This window comes from Faucicola sp. SE7633 (assembly GCF_059264685.1).
In genome coordinates, this window is sequence record NZ_JCADBW010000007.1 from 53,062 (window position 1) to 70,559 (window position 17,498).

14 protein-coding genes and 1 tRNA gene are annotated in these 17,498 nt (G+C 49.8%); 5 read left to right on the plus strand and 10 right to left on the minus strand.

Annotation, left to right across the window (positions count from 1 at the left end):
- Positions 1 to 6: 6 nt before the first annotated feature.
- Genes AC5L4R_RS04310 through AC5L4R_RS04325 form a run of 4 tightly spaced genes read right to left on the minus strand, consistent with a single transcriptional unit; the run spans position 7 to position 3,073 of the window.
- A complete protein-coding gene (locus AC5L4R_RS04310; protein WP_494472837.1) occupies positions 7 to 543 on the minus strand; it encodes a pilus assembly protein PilP in 537 nt (178 codons plus the stop codon).
- Positions 540 to 1,289 carry a type IV pilus inner membrane component PilO gene (locus tag AC5L4R_RS04315; protein ID WP_494472838.1) on the minus strand — a complete coding sequence of 250 codons (750 nt, stop codon included), beginning with the start codon at positions 1,287 to 1,289 and terminating at the stop codon, positions 540 to 542. Before AC5L4R_RS04315 ends, AC5L4R_RS04310 begins: the two co-directional genes overlap by 4 nt.
- A gap of 3 nt (positions 1,290 to 1,292) precedes the next feature.
- Complete coding sequence (locus AC5L4R_RS04320; protein WP_494472839.1) at positions 1,293 to 2,009, minus strand: PilN domain-containing protein; 717 nt, start codon at positions 2,007 to 2,009, stop codon at positions 1,293 to 1,295.
- The gene (locus AC5L4R_RS04325; RefSeq protein ID WP_494472873.1) at positions 2,009 to 3,073 is read right to left on the minus strand and encodes a pilus assembly protein PilM; all 1,065 of its coding nucleotides are present in this window, start codon (positions 3,071 to 3,073) and stop codon (positions 2,009 to 2,011) included. The genes AC5L4R_RS04320 and AC5L4R_RS04325 overlap by 1 nt, the downstream gene beginning before the upstream one ends.
- Positions 3,074 to 3,440: 367 nt before the next feature.
- Here AC5L4R_RS04325 and AC5L4R_RS04330 point away from each other — a divergent pair, with 367 nt between their 5' ends.
- From AC5L4R_RS04330 to AC5L4R_RS04340, 3 genes are all read left to right on the plus strand, one after another.
- Positions 3,441 to 6,248 (plus strand): penicillin-binding protein 1A, encoded by a 2,808-nt coding sequence (locus AC5L4R_RS04330; RefSeq protein ID WP_494472840.1) that lies wholly within the window; start codon positions 3,441 to 3,443, stop codon positions 6,246 to 6,248.
- A 285-nt stretch (positions 6,249 to 6,533) separates the two neighbouring features.
- Positions 6,534 to 7,487, plus strand: coding sequence for a tetratricopeptide repeat protein (locus tag AC5L4R_RS04335; RefSeq protein ID WP_494472841.1), 954 nt, complete (start codon positions 6,534 to 6,536; stop codon positions 7,485 to 7,487).
- A 183-nt stretch (positions 7,488 to 7,670) separates the two neighbouring features.
- The gene (locus tag AC5L4R_RS04340) at positions 7,671 to 9,989 is read left to right on the plus strand and encodes an esterase/lipase family protein (RefSeq protein WP_494472842.1); all 2,319 of its coding nucleotides are present in this window, start codon (positions 7,671 to 7,673) and stop codon (positions 9,987 to 9,989) included.
- Between the two features lie 102 nt (positions 9,990 to 10,091).
- Here the strand turns inward: AC5L4R_RS04340 and AC5L4R_RS04345 are convergent, their stop codons facing one another.
- The 5 genes from AC5L4R_RS04345 to ndk form a co-directional block, all read right to left on the minus strand.
- On the minus strand, positions 10,092 to 10,991 hold the full coding sequence (locus AC5L4R_RS04345) for a LysR family transcriptional regulator (RefSeq protein ID WP_494472843.1): 900 nt from the start codon (positions 10,989 to 10,991) through the stop codon (positions 10,092 to 10,094).
- A gap of 186 nt (positions 10,992 to 11,177) precedes the next feature.
- The gene (dnaX, locus tag AC5L4R_RS04350; protein ID WP_494472844.1) at positions 11,178 to 13,355 is read right to left on the minus strand and encodes a DNA polymerase III subunit gamma/tau; all 2,178 of its coding nucleotides are present in this window, start codon (positions 13,353 to 13,355) and stop codon (positions 11,178 to 11,180) included.
- 107 nt (positions 13,356 to 13,462) lie between these two features.
- Positions 13,463 to 13,798, minus strand: a complete 336-nt coding sequence (gene grxD, locus AC5L4R_RS04355; RefSeq protein WP_494472845.1) for a Grx4 family monothiol glutaredoxin — start codon at positions 13,796 to 13,798, stop codon at positions 13,463 to 13,465.
- A gap of 116 nt (positions 13,799 to 13,914) precedes the next feature.
- Positions 13,915 to 14,412 carry a 2-C-methyl-D-erythritol 2,4-cyclodiphosphate synthase gene (gene ispF, locus AC5L4R_RS04360; protein WP_494472846.1) on the minus strand — a complete coding sequence of 166 codons (498 nt, stop codon included), beginning with the start codon at positions 14,410 to 14,412 and terminating at the stop codon, positions 13,915 to 13,917.
- Positions 14,413 to 14,477: 65 nt separating this feature from the next.
- Positions 14,478 to 14,909, minus strand: coding sequence for a nucleoside-diphosphate kinase (ndk, locus tag AC5L4R_RS04365; protein ID WP_494472847.1), 432 nt, complete (start codon positions 14,907 to 14,909; stop codon positions 14,478 to 14,480).
- 276 nt (positions 14,910 to 15,185) lie between these two features.
- Between ndk and AC5L4R_RS04370 the strand changes: the two genes are divergently transcribed.
- Positions 15,186 to 15,968 carry a phosphodiester glycosidase family protein gene (locus tag AC5L4R_RS04370; RefSeq protein WP_494472848.1) on the plus strand — a complete coding sequence of 261 codons (783 nt, stop codon included), beginning with the start codon at positions 15,186 to 15,188 and terminating at the stop codon, positions 15,966 to 15,968.
- 100 nt (positions 15,969 to 16,068) lie between these two features.
- Positions 16,069 to 16,145: transfer RNA gene (locus tag AC5L4R_RS04375), tRNA-Ile, on the plus strand.
- Between the two features lie 75 nt (positions 16,146 to 16,220).
- On the opposite strand, the gene AC5L4R_RS04380 is transcribed toward AC5L4R_RS04375, so the two are convergent.
- The gene (locus AC5L4R_RS04380) at positions 16,221 to 17,324 is read right to left on the minus strand and encodes a calcium:cation antiporter (protein WP_494472849.1); all 1,104 of its coding nucleotides are present in this window, start codon (positions 17,322 to 17,324) and stop codon (positions 16,221 to 16,223) included.
- Positions 17,325 to 17,498 lie beyond the last annotated feature (174 nt).

Consider the following 17,498-nt stretch of genomic DNA (forward strand, 5'->3'; position numbering starts at 1 on the left):
GTCATCTTAATTGGCGGCTACCACCAAGGTATTGGGCTTTTCGACATAGCCGACACGGCTGTCTGGTACGATTTCAATAATGTTTATCTGAGCAGGTGTGATCTCGGCAATGCGGCCATCGTTTTTACCCAAATAATTGCCCACGCCGACCGTGGCAATGCTACCATCTGGGCGTTGAATCAGCGCAACCTGCTGACCCGTTTGTGACATCATCGTGCCTTTGTAGCTAAGCTCATTGAGTTCAAACTGCTCAAGCGGTTCTTTGAGCCGGGTGGCATCGGGGCGCACGCCTTGGATTTGCTCTTGTTGGGTCGCCTGTAGCATTTGGCTTGGCGGCATAAACGGGCTGCGCAGGTTTTGCGCGCTGTAATTAAACGCCTCAATCACCTCGGGCTCTGGTGGCGGCTGAATCGGTTGGGCAGGTTGGTTGCGGATATCTTGCATATCTTGCTGCGCCAAGGCAACGCGGTCTTGACAGCCTGTTAGTGCCGCTAACATCAGCCCAGTCAAGGCGAATGCTTGCCATGCGTGGTGTGACATCATTTCGCCTCCTGTGCTGCGTCGGTTGCATCTTTGCCTGCGGTTTCGGTGATTTCTTTTGAGCGATAGGTTTTGGTATTAAGCACCAAATTCAGCTCAGGCAGATGATCAAGGCTTGGCTGCGGATTGGTGACCTCAAAGTCATGTAAGGTGATGATGCGCGGCAGCTTGGCAAGTCCGCTTAAAAACTGCCCAAATTCGTGATAATTGCCCACCGCGGCGATGCGAATCGGCTGCTCAATAAACAGCTCTTGCGATACCTCTGGTTCAACCTTGATGTCTTGAAAGCGAATGTTACTGCTCATACCTGCCATGTTGATACCATCAACCAAATCTGAGATTCGTGTCTCTTTGGGTAATTGATTGAGCAGTTCACGAAAATCTGCTTGCATTTTTGCCACTTGGTCTTCATATTCTTTGAGGTGGCGCGCTTTGGATTCTTTTTCACGGTACTGATCAAGCAAAGTTTGCTGCTCAGATTCTGCTGAGGCAATCTCATCACGCTTGCTGCTGATTGGTAAGAACCAAGTTAGCATGGCAACCAGCCCCACAATAAAAGCCAGCACGGTGATTTTTACAGGTAGCGGCCAGCTGCCGTAGTTATTTTGATCCAGCGATTTAAAGCTATCAGCAAATGCTTTTAAATCAAACGATTTTTTGGCAGGTTTGATTGCTGTTAGTGGCGTGGTTTTGGTGGTTTTGGTTCTGCCAAATAGCGGCTTACGGGTAGATTTGGTTAATTTAACCATCAGTTACTCCTTAGCCGTGCTGGCAGTGCTGGCTGGTGTATCCGCCGATGCGGCAGAAGAAGTCGCTATCGCTGTGCTGGCAACTGTACTGGCAGATTGCGCACTGGCAATGTTGGTCGTCACAACAAATGTGATATATTTATCTTCAGGGTACTCAGGGCGCGGCTCAGCCCCTGTGCCGTTGGCGTTATTGGGCGCGGTAGACCGGGCGGTTTGGTTTTGGTACGCCACCGCATTGGGTTGGCTTAAGCTGACTACCGCTGAGTCTGCTAGCCACTGTGAGCCGTCTAAGTTACGGATAAAGGTTGATACCACATTGGGGTCGTCCGCTTGCCCCGTGAATGTGATGACATCGCCTTCACGTTTCATGTTGGTAAGGTACATCTGCGCTGGCACAAGGCGCGCGATATCATCCCACACGTGTACGGGCACAGGGCGGCGACCTTGCAAGTCTTGAATGACTTTCATGCGCTCGATGATGTCATTGCGCTGCTGCTCAAGCGTTGAAATCTTCTCTAAGGCTTTATCTAAATCTGTATTGGCCTGTTTGATGCTTTCATTGGCTTGTTGCTGCTGCTCAAGCTCGCGGTTAAAATAGCTCCACGCCGCAAAAGCGCCCAATAATGACAGCAGCAACACAGCAATAAGCAGTGTCATAAACTCTTTGTTTTTGCGCTCGCGAATCTCTTGACGCCAAGGCAGTAAGTTAATGCGCGCCATCAGTCAAAACTCCTTAACGCCAAACCACACGCAGCCAACAAGCTTGGCGCATCGGCAATTAATGCCATGGTGTCGATATGTGGTGCAATCGTCATATGCGAAAACGGATTGGCAACGCTGGTGGGATTGCCCAGCTTGCGCTCAACCTGTGAGGCAAGATTTGACAAATTCGCTGTACCGCCTGCTAGCAAGATATGATTGATGTGATGGCTTTGACTGGTCGAAAAATAAAACTGCAAGGCGCGTGTAATCTGCTGCACCACCAAATCTATAAACGGTGCTAACACGTCAGTGTGGTAATCGGCGGGCAAACTTGCGTTGCGTCTGCTTTGCATGGCCTCTTCAGGCGTCAATCCATAGCGGCTTTGGATGCTCTCGGTGAGCTGTGCACCGCCAAATAGCTGCTCACGGCTATAAATAAACTGCCCGTCGCGTGCAATATACAGCGTGGTTTGGTTATGTCCAATATCGATGAGCGCGACATGCTGCGCCTCGCCTGCAACCGGCAGACCATCAACAATTAAACCAAACGCCCGTTCAATCGCATAAGCTTCAACATCCACAACTTTCGTAGTTAGACCTGCAAGGCTCATCAGCTCAACGCATTGATCGACGTTTTCGCTGCGCGATGCCACAAGCAGCACATCTACCATCGTTGGGCTATTGGCTGACGGTCCTAGGACATCAAAGTCAATATTGACCTCGTCTAGTGGATACGGGATATACTGCTCGGCATCCAAGCGAATCCGCGCCTCGCGCTCAACGTCATTGAGATCACTGTCCATTTCAATGACTTTGCTGATGACTGACGTGCCAGCAACGGCGGTTGCCACTTGATTGGTTGATAAGTTTAGCGAACGCGTAAGATTGGCGAGGATATCACTAACCGCCTCGACATCTACAATGCGTTTATCCGCCACCAAGCCATGCGGTAGCGGCGCAATACCGTAGTTTTTGAGGTGAAATAAACCTTGCTGACGGGTGAGTTCAACGACTTTTACGCTCGTCGTTGTGACATCGACCCCAATGAGCTGCTTGTTGTTTTTTGTAAAAAACCTCACAATAATGTTCCTTATTGTGCCGCGGTAGGTAACTATTCTTAAATGCCGATACCTTACTGTAGTTTAGATTACATTTCAATGTTTTTTATTGCTCATTTTCCTAAATGGCGTAAAAATCAGATAACCTGCTATTTTTCACCCAGTCTAGCGCGAATGCTGATTGTTTGGCTTTAAGAAGCTAGTTTTTCATAAGCGCGCAAGCGGCTATGTTAAAAACGCTGCATCATGTGATTTCATCGTTTAAGACAGGTTTATTTAAGTTTACCTAACTTGATAAAAAGCAAGAACAAAAAAATTTCATCAACATTTGCGCGACGCTTGCCAATTTTGGTTATAATGTGATTTTATTTTGCTACAAGCCTTATTCAATATGCCGCAAACTGCTCAATCTCGTCCGCTTTGGCTGTCTTTTTTGCTCAATGTATGCCTAGGTCTTGTGGCATTGTTTTTGCTGTTGATGCTTGCCCTACCTATCGGATTTTATGGTATGGCAATGTATATCACGCCAACGCTGCCAAGTTTGGATGAGCTTAAGCAAGCCAAGCTTGCCATGCCGCTGCAGATTTATACCCATGACAATCAGCTAATTGGGCAGTACGGCAATACCATGTCCTTGCCTGTGGCATATGAGCAGCTGCCTAAGACCATGATTGATGCGTTTTTGGCGGCTGAGGATGCGACGTTTTTTGAACACAGCGGCATTAGCGTTAAAGGTATTGGGCGCGCTTTAACAGAGGCTGTATCTGACGATGAGGGGCAAACAGGCGGCTCAACCATCACCATGCAGGTTGCCAAAAACTACTTTTTATCGCCTGAGCGCACCCTCAACCGTAAGCTCACTGAGCTGTTTTTGGCGCGTAAAATTGAAGAACAACTCACCAAAAAAGAAATTTTGACGCTGTATGTCAATAAAATCTATCTTGGGATGGGCGCGTATGGTGTCAAAGCCGCCGCCAAACAGTACTATAGCAAGTCACTGGATAACCTTACGGTTGCCGAAATGGCGATGATTGCAGGCTTGCCCAAAGCACCGTCTAAATACAACCCCGTGGCTAACCCCAAACGCGCCCTTGAGCGACGCAACTGGATTTTGGGACAAATGCTAAAAAACCGCGCGATTAGCCAAGCGCAGTATGAAGAGGCGATTGCCGCGCCAATCGGCTTACACCTCTATCAAGCCAAACTTGATAAAAACTTCCCGTATTTGGCAGAAATGGCGCGTTTTGCGTTGGTTGAGCAATACGGCGAGGGCGTGATTGATTCAGGCTGGCGCGTGCGTTTGACCATTGACAGTGACAAACAGCAATATGCCGAAAATGCGCTAAAACGCGGGCTGTTTGCCTATGATCGCCGCCACGGTTGGCGCGGCGCGTTGGGCAACACGCGTGATAAAGCGCATCCTGCCAAGCTTGCCAACTACCCTATCATGAATGGGTTGTATCCTGTTGAAATTATCAAAGCGCCTGCAGGCGGCACCGCACAAGCAGTCATGCAAAATGGCAGCCAGATTGAAATTCCGTGGTCAGGACAGCGATGGGCGACTTTGCACTACAAAACGCCCGATGCCACTTATACCTCAAATAACATCCTTCAACCACATGACATCGTCTATGTCACCCGTCGTGGCAGCAGCAATGAATGGTCATTGGTACAAGTGCCCGCTGTTGAAGGTGCACTGGTATCTATCAACCCCGAAAACGGCGCGCTGCTTGCCGTGGTCGGCGGTTTTGACTTTTATAAAAGTAAATTTAACCGCGCCTTGCAAGGCTATCGCCAACCCGGCTCAACCATCAAACCCTTGATTTATACCGCCGCGCTAGAAAAAGGCTTTAGCCCCGACACACTGATTTCTGATGGCCCGCTTAAAGTGGGTGACTGGACACCAAAAAACGCCGATGGGCGCAACCTCGGCATGATTCCGCTACGCAAAGGCTTGTATATGTCACGCAACTTGGTGTCAATTCGCGTCCTACAATCCACAGGCGTACCGCGGACGCGTGAGCTGTTGGATCAGTTTGGGCTTGAAAAAGATAAAATGCCGACCACCTTGTCCTTAGCATTGGGGGCAGGTGACGCGACCCCAGTCCAGATGGCCACAGGTTACTCAACCTTTGCCAATGGCGGGCATCGCATTCAGCCGTACTTTATCGAGCAGATTTTTGACTACCATAACCGCTTGTTGTACCAAGCCAACCCACAGCAAGCCTGTGCGGTCTGCTTTAATCAGCAGCTAGAAAAAACCAACGCCGATTTGCTCAAACAGCATGAAGAAAAACTACAAGCCATGGCCGCAGGTACATTAGACACAAGCACTAAAAAACCTGAAGAACCTGCCGACTTGCTCAACGATAACCCACTAGCAGGTTATAAAGCCAATCCTGATAAAGACAAGGAAAAGGCGGACAAAGAAAAAGAGAAGCAAGCGCAGCAAGCAAAAGACAGCAAAAACAAAGACCAAGACAGCAAAGCGCTGACCCCCGAAGAGCAAGCTGCCCAAACTGCCGCTGCCCTACAAGCCCGTAATGCGCAGCTACAAGCACAACTATACGACGCAGGCCCCGACACAGACAAGCTCAAAGCCCCTGTTGAGCAGCTAACGACCGCACAGCAAGCACCGCGGATTATCTCTGCCAGCAACGCCTACAACATGGCAAATATCTTGCGTGACGTGGTGCAAAGAGGCACAGGACGACGCGCGCTTGCGTTAAATCGCTCAGACATCGGTGGTAAAACGGGTACCACTAACGAAGCCAAAGACGCATGGTTTGCAGGTATCAACCCAAATATGGTGACGATTGTTTGGGTGGGTTTTGACCAGCCGATGGGTCTAGGACGACGTGAATTTGGCGGTGTGGCAGCCTTACCGATTTGGATGGACTACACCGCAAAAGCCCTACAAGATACGCCAGTTGAATGGGTCTCGGTGGATAACCGCGCCAAATCCAAAAAACAAGAGCAAGAAACCATTGAGCTGACCGACGACGGTGAGCGCCGCGTTGATAGCAAAGGCAAGCCCATCAAAGACGATAAAAACGGCGAAGCTAAAAACGATGATGGCAAGCCGCCGCAAGCCGTTGCACGCAAACGCCCTGAGGAGGCGGCCTCTGAGCCCGACGCTGACACCAACTTTGCACAACTAGCGACCAATGAGCCTGTGCCACACAGTACCGCCAACTGATTTTTGAGGCAGCGCGCCGACCCTTGACGGTATGAAATCAAGGGCTTGTTGCCAACAATGCTGGCTGTCGTGTGGCGCGCATTGATGCCCTAAGCAGCTGTGTAACAATCGGACTACTGACAGGCTAACGTTTTTGCGTCATCGTATCTGCCATGCCGTTTTTACCCATAAAAATCCTATATTTTATAGTCAAAACGGTGTTCGCATGCCGAAATTTTTTATAACCACCTATCACCGTAGCCATTATTTATATTGATATTGCGGTGTTTTGTAAGGATTGATTGTATGTTGCAACGTTTTACCCCTGCCCTCATCGCCATCGCCTGTGCAAGCCTGCTTGCGCCAACCCCTGCCCAAGCAGCCAAACAGCGCACGACCTCAAGCGCAAGCAAGATTAACGCCAAAAAATCTGCCAAAATTGTAGCCAATAGCGCGGTATCAGACACCGAGGCAACCATCGCGCCCCCCGTACCTGCCGATGATTTGGTGATTTTGGCCACTGAGCCAACCCTGACCACCGTCAGCTACCCCAAAGTCAATGCCGTGACTTGGGTCGGTACTAATGTAACGGCACAGGGCTTACAAAATGTTCCCATGCCAACCTTGCGTGTTAGCAATGTCTCCACCGTGCCAACCGTCATCGTGCCTGCCACCACCGATGCCAATGGCGCAGAGCTTGATGTCAGTGTGATTGATGATTTTTTGGCAGAAGCATCGCCCAAAGCACGCCACTATCCGCCTGTTTTTGCCAGTCGCACCGACCGCTACAACACCACCCAGCGTCTCAAGCAATTAACGGGGTGGATTGAGCCGTATGCCGCTCGCCCCAATGCGTCTTATGATGTACTGTTACGCGCAGTAAAGCTCAACGCGATAGGGCGTAACCTTGATTTGGGTTCAAACTATGCGGTACGCGCCAGCAACTATGTCAGCCGCGCGCTAAGACTTGATGACAGCGCCGAAGCCAATTTCTTATACGGTACAATGCTGGCAGAAGGTGGCGGCTTCCAAGAGGGTGCTAAATACCTTGAAAAGGCTGAGCGCATGGGCTACAAGGAGGCGACCCAAAGCTTGGCACAGGCTGATTTGCTTGATGATAAGCGCGACAATGCCATTCGCCGTTTAAATGATTTTAAAGCGCAATACCCCAATGACCCTTATATCGACGCGCAGCTTGACATCGTCAATAGCGGCAAATACTACATTTGGGAAATTCCAGCGGCTAATCTGAAGCGCTGATAATTTTATCCTATTGATAAAGCGTTTAAGATACAATTTAGCTTAGCGATAATCTACCCTATCAGTCAGTTTGATAGGGTATTTTTTGGTTGATAACTTGGGTAAAATAGTCTGACTTTTTATCACCTTGATTGGGTTGGGTGTCGCCAAAGGCCGCCCCATCATCGCATCTGTGCTATTTTCATGAATTCTATAACCTGTATGCTTGGTTTATCGGCGGCTCACCAACCGCTGGCTGGCTGGCGGCATTTTGTGCAGCTTAGCCTCACAACGCTTGCCGCTGCCAGCGTGTTGTCGCTGTCGGCATGTCAAACCATTCCCGTTGGCAAACGCAGCACCGCACAAGCCATCATGGCGCAGCGTGCCGATGTCTTAACCAGCCAGCGCTTGAGTAACGACACCCAAAGCCGACTGCTTGGCGCAGGCTTGCAAGCTGATGACTGCATCGCTGATATGCCGCGCTGTATTGTCAGCTTGCAAAAAGCGAATTTTAGCAATGATAAATCCTTGTATGGCGCGTACAGTGAGCTGTTTTATTCTGCTGCTTTGCGGTTCAAAGATGGCTATCGCTGCAGCCCATCGCCACGCGAACTGGCGACCGATTATGCCAAACAATACGTCGCCGATGCGCCGCCACCGCCCGACCCCAAGACGGGTGAGCGACCAATTGATTGCCAAGCGGCGATAGAAGATGACATGCTACAGGCGGTGCGCTTTGCTTATATTTATCTGATGTATGATTGGATTAAAAAACCTGCGCCATCTAGCACGGACACCAGCTCCACAAACGCGCTGACGACAAGCGATGTCATCTATCCGCCGCGCGAACGCGATGTACAAATCAAAGATATCTATAATGCGGCATTGGATGAACTGGGCGATCGGCTGTATGAACGCCGATTTGAACCCAGCTATCAAGTCAATGACAACCGTATTCGTATCAATTTGGGTCAGCTATCAACGCAAGAAACGCGTCTGCCAACGCGGCTGGTATCCAGTAACCAATTAAATTTATCGCAGTTTAATAGTATCAGCCGCCGCGATGGTTTTGGTGTTGATTATGTGCTGATTTTGGATGACCGCTATACGGTATCAGTCCGCAACCAAATCCTCAACAGCCAGCGCAATGATTTATCGTTACAAGAGCGCATTCACTCATTGGGGCATTTGCCTGTAACGTTACTGTTGGTGCCGCAGGGTGAGACGTTGGACGATTTACTCACCACGCATGATTTTACCCTGAGCATCTATGACCCGTTTGAAACACGCCGTGCCACCATACTGGGGCATCCTGTGGCACTGTCGGCCAATTTTTCGGCGGCGTATGGCATGTGGCTTAGTGATAATTCATTAAGCCCGATTAGCAAGCTTAACATGCTCAGCAAGAATTTTCAGACCACCCAGCCGCATGTGTTTATGCTAGAGCCGTACAACCCCAACAAGCGCGTTATTGTCATGCTACACGGTCTGGCATCCAGCCCTGAAACATGGATTAGTCTGACCAACGATATTTTTAATGACCCAACATTGCGTGATAATTATCAAGTTTGGCAAGTATTTTATCCGACCAACCTGCCAATTTTAGAAAACCGCTACCAAATTGCGAGGCTGTTGCAAGCGGCGTTTAGGCAAGTCGATCCAGCAGGCGACGCACCTGCCAGCCAGCACGCGGTTTTGGTTGGGCATAGTCTGGGCGGTGTCATTGGGCGTATGTTGGTGTCAAACGATGACTTGCGCCCTCGGTTGCGCGATTTGATTAACCAAAACCCCAATGCGCCCGATGCCTATGCCATGCGCCAGCTTGAGCAGACCGTCACCAGTCGTGAAGAATTTAACGACCGCTTTATACTGCACGCCATGCCGCAAGTGGATCGGGCGATTTTTATCAATGCGCCATTTCGCGGTACAGACTTTGCCGACCGCTGGTTTGCCCGCGCGCTTCGGCGGCTGATTAACCTACCGGCAGGTTTTTTGCAAACCGTTAGCCAAAACTTGACCAGTATTTTTACCGAAGGGGAATTGGCAAATAATCCACTAGCAGGGCTGTTTTTGCAAAATGGTGCCAGTCAGCTAAGCGATCAATCGTTTTTTGTTCAACTGACCAAAAACTTGCACGTCACCCCACGCGTCACCACCAATGTGCTAATTGGCGCGAATGACAAAGATTTGCTGAACGCGCTGGAGCAAAGTAAAGCCGCTGCCAATAACCCTGCAGCAACGTTTTATAACTCTGCCAATCTACAAGCCGCACAAGCGCGCCTTGATGAAAACCAGCAACTGCTACAACAGGTCAAAACGGGTGTAACCAGCAATCTATCCGACGGTGTCGTGCCGTATAGCAGCTCACACCTAGATGGCGCAGAAAGTGAAAAAATCTTTAGCGGTAAACATGATATCCACACCGACCCACAGGCAATTTTAGAATTGCGCCGTATTTTGCGCCGTCAGCTCAATGCTCACCCAACCCCCAGCCCATCACCCACCGCTAAGCGCGTCTCTTAGTTAAGCAAAACCCATGCCGTTTGCGCGCAAGCCAACGGCTTAACATTCAACCAAAAAAAACGGCTTGCCATCGACAAGCCGTTTTTTTTGATGCAATTTTGATTAAATTTTGCTAAAGTATTTGGTCAAAACTTCTAAACAGCGTGTGATTTTGGCAGGCTGCTGCTCACGGTTGGGTGTGACAGCGTACAGCATATAGCTTGGTAGCTGATAACCTGGTAAGACTTCAACCAATTCACCGCTTGCCAACTCTTTTTGTACATCCAACGACATCAAACGCACCACACCATGGCCTTCTTTTGCCAAGGTGGTTGCCATCATGACGTTGTTGGTTTGGATGCGTGAATTGAGCTTCACTCGGGTTTTTTTGCCGCCTTCAACGCTGGTCAAATCCAGCTGAACAGGGTCTTTTAGTAGACTAATACCAATGATTTGCAGCTCACTTAATGCCTTGGGGTCAGTGATTTTGTCAAACTGGCGCAAATAGTCGGGTGAGGCCACAAGCAGTTGGCGCACCTCGGTCAAAGGTGTCATTGATACGCTGCTGTCGTTTTGCGCAGGGGTCATGCGTAGCGCGATATCAATACGCTCTTCAATCAAATCAACGTATTGGTTATCGGCTTCAAAGTGAATGGTCAAATCATCATGCGCTGCCATCCATGACGAAAGCGCAGGCAATAGATGATTGACCGCGATTTCTGGCGTGGTTGCGATGCGCAGGTTGCCTGCTAGCTCATCACGCAGTTGATTGACGCGGATACGCCCTTGTTCGGCAGCGGCAACCACATCTTTGGCACTTTCATAAAAACTTGCACCTGCCTCGGTTAGGCTGAGCTTACGGGTCGAACGGTGCAATAGCACCACGCCCAAATCGTTTTCAAGAGAGCGAATTTGCTGGCTGACCGCGCTGGTTGTGATGCCCAACTCTTTGGCGGCACCGCTAAACGAGCCGTGACGCACCACGCTGGCGAATACCGCCATACCTCTTAAATTATCTAACATAATGACCTTGGTTGTGTATCGTAAAACTGATGGTTTAACGTTTAAGCGTTAAGGCTGTATTATACGCATTTATGAAATACATTTAAACAATCTTACTGGAATTTTATTGTTTGTTTGTAAACATTTCTTTCTATAAAATACATTTTAGCTAAATAACGCGCACAACGCGGTGTAGGTCATACGTGCTTAATTCGGCTGATGGGTATCGTTGGTATTCGGGTTTAAGGCTACGACAAAATCCGTTATCGGTGTCTGCGCATTCAATGCCTGCATGACGGGGCTTTGGCTGATTTGCGCACGGGCGAGGTCATAGGCGTGTTGCTTACGCTCATCATCGGCTTGTGCTGGGGTAGCGTGTGCGGGCTGTTGCTCGCTGAGGGTCAGCTTGACTGTGCTAGTGCTAAACTGTTTGCGCAGTGCTTTGACCAAATTCTCAAACGCGATGCTATCGCTTAGCACACGATCGGCGGTGATAAATTCACTTGCGCCACCAATCACGCCTTGCATGTTGCCGTGTTTGGCAAGGGTCAGCTCGTCATTTGCTAGCCAGCCGTGTTCGCGCGCTTGATACACCCAATAGTCCCACTTGGCAGGTGTCCAGTCGCCAGCCAGCGTTTGCGCCGCAGGGTGCAATACGTCAAACGGAGACGCTGCTGGTCGCTGTGGCGTTGTGGCGGGGTTGTCAGCAGACTTAGTGGGCGCTGTTAAATCAAATACCGCAGGCGGCTGTGCGTCACTGGCCGCTAGACGTTGCGCGTTTATATCTGGATTATCTAGATTTTGGGATGTATCTGCCGATAAATTTGGCTCATCATGAGCCAGTGTAGGCTCAATATCGGCTGTTGGCGGCTGATTAGTCGCAGGTGGATTTGAAGGTGGCTCAGCCAAACTCGGGGTTGTGGCAATAGTGGGTGTCAAGTTGTCGTCAGCGGCGGCAACGGGTGGTTCGATAGCTACCCAAGGTTGAGGGTTGGTGTGTGGCTTAAGTGCTAGCTTTGGGTCAAAATCCTGCTCGCTTGGCTTATTGGGCTTAGGCGCTTGTGCCACGCCAGCATCATCGGTATTTGATGCCACATGGTTTGCCTTGTTGGTTGGCTGGGTGGCTAAACTGGCAGCCGTTTGGTTATCGATAGATGGCTGAGCGGTAAAATTTGCGCTTGGGTCAGCGACCAAATTTTGCGCAGCCAAGGCGACGTTTTTCGTCTTATCCAGCAATGGTTGCGCAGCAGACGCAGCTATCGGCTCGGCAACGGGGACAAACTGCGGTGCTAGCGGCTTAAACGCCAACAGACGTAACAAACACATATCCAGCGCCTGTTGTGGCGTATTTGCCAATGCCAACTGCTCACGCGCCTTGACGATGATATCATAATACAACTGCACCAACGGGGGGGCAATCTGACGGGCAAGCGCGGCAAGCTTGTCTGCCTCATGCGCAGGCAAGCCCATATCTGCCGCCAAATCCAGCGATGGCAACACCTGCACCAACGCCACTTGGTGCAAAATATCCGCTAGCGTGTCCATCACCGCTTTGGCATCGACCACTTGCGCGCGTAACTGGCGCATGATGACGCTGACGGCATCAAGCTGTTGGGTGGCAATCGCCGTCAGCAACGCCACCAGATCGGCTTGATCAATCAACCCCAACATCTGCTCGATGGTATCGGCATGAATCACCCCACCGCCAAACGCAATCGCTTGGTCGGTCAAAGACAGCGCATCACGCACTGAGCCTTTGGCACTGTTTGCCAACTGCCACAGCGCGGCTTCATCAAAGCCGATATGCTCTTGACGCAAAATCTGCCCAAGATACGCCACCAGCTGATTGGCAAGCATGGGACGCAAGACAAATTGCAAACAGCGTGAAATAATCGTCACGGGCAATTTTTGTGGGTCGGTTGTGGCTAACAAAAACTTGACATGCTCGGGCGGTTCTTCTAGCGTCTTGAGCAGCGCATTGAAGCTGTGCGTGGACAGCATGTGCACTTCGTCAATCAGATACACCTTATAACGCCCTTGGGTCGGCGCGTAAGGCACGTTGTCAAGCAACTCGCGCGTATCCTCCACCTTGGTGCGTGAGGCGGCATCAATCTCAATCAAATCAATAAACCGCCCCGCATCAATCGCCTGACACGTATGGCACACGCCACATGGCTCGCTGGTGATACCCGTTTCACAGTTGAGGCATTTGGCCAAAATCCGCGCAATCGTGGTCTTGCCCACCCCACGCGTGCCCGTGAACAAATACGCGTGGTGCAAGCGGCGTTGGTCAATCGCATTAATCAGCGCTTGACTGACATGCTCTTGCCCCAACAGCTGATGAAAGTTTTTCGGGCGGTATTTGCGGGCAAGCACTTGATACATAGACAATGCACAGCTAGATAATTAGCCAAACTCAATTCAAAGATAAAAACGATGGGAAAAAATAGGGCCACCGAAGCAGCCCTAACCTTATTGACGCTAATAAAAACTTATAGCGCAGGGCTATTGGCTTCAATCAACGGCTGCAGCTCACCATCTTGGAACATCTGATAAATGATATCGCTACCGCCAATCAACTCCCCTGCCACCCACAACTGAGGAAACGTTGGCCAATTGGCGATTTTTGGCAACGTTGCACGGATTTCAGGATTTTCTAAGATATTGACAAAGGCAAAAGGGCGACCAATTTGGGTCAAAACCTCAACCGCCCGCGCTGAAAATCCACATTGTGGAAACTGCGGCGTGCCTTTCATATAAAGCAACACGCTGTGGTTGGCAATTTGGTCACGAATGGTTTGTTCAATATCGCTGGCATTTGCAGTCATGGTGATACCTTTGGCTCATTCGAAAAAATTAAAACGTACGATGCGTTAGGCCCTATATAAGCCCGACGGCACACAAAATCAATAGTCAAACCAGCCATGGGCTGATTTTGGCTTGTTTAGGGCAAATCGGGCTGGGTTAGCAGCACCACACAGCTTGCCATGATGCCCTCTTGCCGCCCTGTGAAGCCCAGTCGTTCAGTCGTTGTCGCTTTGACGCTGATTTGCTCGGGTGCGCAAGCCAATACCTCGCTGATACGCGCTTGCATGGCAGCACGGTGTGGCATAAGCTTGGGGCGTTCTGCCATCACGGTGATATCGGCATTGCCAAGCACATAGCCTTGCGCACGCACGCGGGCATAGACTTCTTTGAGCAACACACAAGAGTCAATGCCCTTAAACTGTGCGTCATTGTCGGGAAATAGCTGCCCGATGTCCCCCAGCGCTAGTGCGCCAAGTAGTGCGTCACAAAGTGCGTGTAACACCACATCGCCATCAGAATGCGCCAGCAGGCTATGGGTATGGGGGATACGCACGCCGCCCAGTGTGACGTACTGGTCGGGCGTTTGACGGTCAATAAAGGCATGCACATCAATGCCTTGTCCGATACGTAGCATGCTAGCACTTCCCCACGTGTCTTTGTTGCCAGTTTAACCGTTGCCAGTTTAACCAAACCGCCAGTTTAGCGCGTACGGGGCAAGATTTCATCATCGCTGAAGAAATAAGCGATTTCGCGCGCCGCCGATGCGGTCGAATCTGAACCGTGTACTGCGTTTTCATCAATGCTGTTGGCAAAATCACGGCGAATTGTGCCTTCGGCAGCATCAGCAGGGTTGGTTGCACCCATGATTTCACGGTGTTTGGCAACCGCGTTTTCACCTTCAAGCACCGACACCAAAACAGGGCCTGAAGTCATAAACTTCACCAAATCATTATAAAATGGACGCGCTTTGTGCTCGGCATAAAATCCGCCTGCCTTGTCATTGTCCAAATGCAGCATTTTTGCGCCAACAATGCGCAGGCCTGCTTTTTCAAAACGGCTGTAGATATCGCCAATGTGATTGCCGCCCACGGCATCAGGCTTGATAATTGATAAAGTGCGTTCGATTGCCATTGTGTTTTTCCTTTAATTTTAACAGGTAAAAATAACAAAATTCGGTCAAAGTTCATCAATACGTTTGCGCAAATTTTGGCTATTATAGCGTGATTGGGCGTAAATCACACTCTTTTTTATTGGGCTTTTTTTGCACTTTGTTTTGGTGGATTTTGCCAGCTATACGCCTAAAAAACCGTGCGATAGCTTAACAATTTGTCACCCAACTGCCCTAAACCTGCTACAATATACCTTTAAAATCCGTGATTTGGCGACAATCTCAAAAGGCAAACGGGTATGATGGCAAAAACGTGGGGCGTTGTTATCGGTATAGCATCGGTTGCCGCTGCGCTGCTCGGGGGCAGCTATCGCACCGCCAACACGCCCGAGCCACCCTGCCGCGCGCTCAAAAAGCCATTTGCTTATACGCTGTGTGAATTTGCCCCAAAATCCAACCAAACCCTGCGCCTTGTTTGGCGTGACAGCCCAAGCAACCAGCCGCTGCTGACGTTTGATAATCTACTAGCGCTCGCGCGGCGCAAGCAGCTTGGGCAAGTGCAATTTGCCATGAATGCAGGCATGTACGACAGCAAGTACGCGCCGATTGGCTACACGGTGATTGGCGGGCAACAGATTCGCTCATTAAACCTCAAAAATGGCGCGGGCAATTTTCATCTGCTGCCCAATGGCGTGTTTTGGTGGGATGATCGTGGCTATCACATCACCGAAAGCCAAGCCATGGCAAAACAACTGGCAAACGGGCTTCGACCAACCTATGCCACGCAATCGGGTCCTATGTTGGTGATTGATGGCAAAATTCATCCCAGTTTTGACCCACAAAGCACGTCCGCCAAGCTGCGTAATGGTGTGGGCGTGTGCCAAGATGGGCGCGTTAAGTTTGTCATCAGTGACACGTGGGTCAGTTTTTATCAATTTGCCCGATTGTTTAAAGAGCAACTGCGCTGTGATAACGCGCTGTTTTTGGACGGTGGCACGGCATCGGCGTTGTATAGCGAAAACTTGGAGCGCTCGGACAATATCCGTATGGGCGCGATGTTGGTGGTTAGCGGTAAATCATGACCATCAAAACCTTGCCGACCGCTTAAAATCGTTGCAAAAAAAATTTTTTACGGTATGATAATGGGCTTACTTGCTGGAGCGTCAAGCACGCGCCCATGTTGGGCCTATAGCTCAGTTGGTTAGAGCAGAGGACTCATAATCCTTTGGTCGCAGGTTCAAGTCCTGCTGGGCCTACCATATACAAATTCATAGGGGTTTACGGTTTGCGTGAACCCCTATTTTTGTCTAAAAGTTAAAATAGCTGTGTCCCAATCACGGCACAATTGAAAAGAAAATAAACGTCGCCAATAGCACCAAATGCACCACACCTGAAAAAAACGTCGTCTTACCCGTGCGCAGCGTGTTGCTGGTAATCACCAAGGTGATGATTAGCATTAAGCTGTATTTTGCCGTCAGCCCCAGCACCAACGGGTCACCCGTAAACGCCGTAAGTGCCACAATCGTTGGGATGGTCAGCCCGATACATGCCATCGCCGAACCCAATGCCAAATTTAAACTCACTTGTAAACGATTGTTGTAGGCTGCTTTGACGGCAGCGACCGATTCAGGCAACAGCACCAACGCCGCAATGATAATCCCAATGATGATTTTGGGCAATCCAAAGTCATTTACCGTCGCCTCAATCAGCGGCGATAACATCTTGGCAAGCCCCACCACCGCAACCAACGCTAACACCAACCACACCGCACTAACGGCCACCGTGCGCATATTATCCGTTAAGTGATTGTCCTCCCCTTCACTGGCAATAAAATAATCGCGATGACGCACGGTTTGGGTAAAAATAAACGCCGCGTACAAAATAAACGAACTAATGCCAATAAAAATCGCTTGCGAATGCAGCATCAGACCGCCGCCTATTGATTCAGTGAAGTTAGGCAAAATAAACACAATCAGCGACATGGTCAGCAGCACGCCCACCGCTTTATTTACGCCTTCTAATTCATATTTTTGAACAAAATTGCGCAAGCCACCAATCAACAAACACAGCCCGATGATGCCATTAAACACCAACATGACAGCGGCAAACACAGTATCACGCGCCAATACCGCACGGTCTTCAATGGGGCTACCACTCATCAAAACCACAATCAACGCCACCTCAATCAGCGTGACCGCCACCGCCAACACCAACGTACCAAATGGTTCACCAACCCGATGGGCGATGACCTCAGCATGATGCACCGCAGCGAACACCGATGCCATCAGCAAAACGGCTGTGATTGCATCAATCAGCCCATGCGCAGGATGAAATAATAACAGCAGGCTTAGTAGCCCGATCGCCAGCACGGGCGCAACCACCGTCCATACAGGCAAATTGATGTCAAATCGATGGTTTAACCACGTTTTTTTTGTCATACGCTATTCCTTGTGTTCATGCCACTGCCTAAAATCGGCTATCAAAATTTGGCTATCAAAAACTAGCCATTAAAAATATTTAGTAAAACAATAAGTTATTTATATTATGACGGTCAGGTATCTTAACCAATTCTGCCGCGTCCTGCCAGTAAGATTCACACAAACCATAAAAAA

Bases quoted from the DNA above. Each gene is read 5' to 3' on its own strand.
- AC5L4R_RS04310 (WP_494472837.1), bottom strand. From the start codon at position 543: ATGATGTCACACCACGCATGGCAAGCATTCGCCTTGACTGGGCTGATG.
- AC5L4R_RS04315 (WP_494472838.1), bottom strand. From the start codon at position 1,289: ATGGTTAAATTAACCAAATCTACCCGTAAGCCGCTATTTGGCAGAACC.
- AC5L4R_RS04320 (WP_494472839.1), bottom strand. From the start codon at position 2,009: ATGGCGCGCATTAACTTACTGCCTTGGCGTCAAGAGATTCGCGAGCGC.
- AC5L4R_RS04330 (WP_494472840.1), top strand. From the start codon at position 3,441: ATGCCGCAAACTGCTCAATCTCGTCCGCTTTGGCTGTCTTTTTTGCTC.
- AC5L4R_RS04335 (WP_494472841.1), top strand. From the start codon at position 6,534: ATGTTGCAACGTTTTACCCCTGCCCTCATCGCCATCGCCTGTGCAAGC.
- AC5L4R_RS04340 (WP_494472842.1), top strand. From the start codon at position 7,671: ATGAATTCTATAACCTGTATGCTTGGTTTATCGGCGGCTCACCAACCG.
- AC5L4R_RS04345 (WP_494472843.1), bottom strand. From the start codon at position 10,991: ATGTTAGATAATTTAAGAGGTATGGCGGTATTCGCCAGCGTGGTGCGT.
- dnaX (WP_494472844.1), bottom strand. From the start codon at position 13,355: ATGTATCAAGTGCTTGCCCGCAAATACCGCCCGAAAAACTTTCATCAG.
- grxD (WP_494472845.1), bottom strand. From the start codon at position 13,798: ATGACTGCAAATGCCAGCGATATTGAACAAACCATTCGTGACCAAATT.
- ispF (WP_494472846.1), bottom strand. From the start codon at position 14,412: ATGCTACGTATCGGACAAGGCATTGATGTGCATGCCTTTATTGACCGT.
- ndk (WP_494472847.1), bottom strand. From the start codon at position 14,909: ATGGCAATCGAACGCACTTTATCAATTATCAAGCCTGATGCCGTGGGC.
- AC5L4R_RS04370 (WP_494472848.1), top strand. From the start codon at position 15,186: ATGATGGCAAAAACGTGGGGCGTTGTTATCGGTATAGCATCGGTTGCC.
- AC5L4R_RS04380 (WP_494472849.1), bottom strand. From the start codon at position 17,324: ATGACAAAAAAAACGTGGTTAAACCATCGATTTGACATCAATTTGCCT.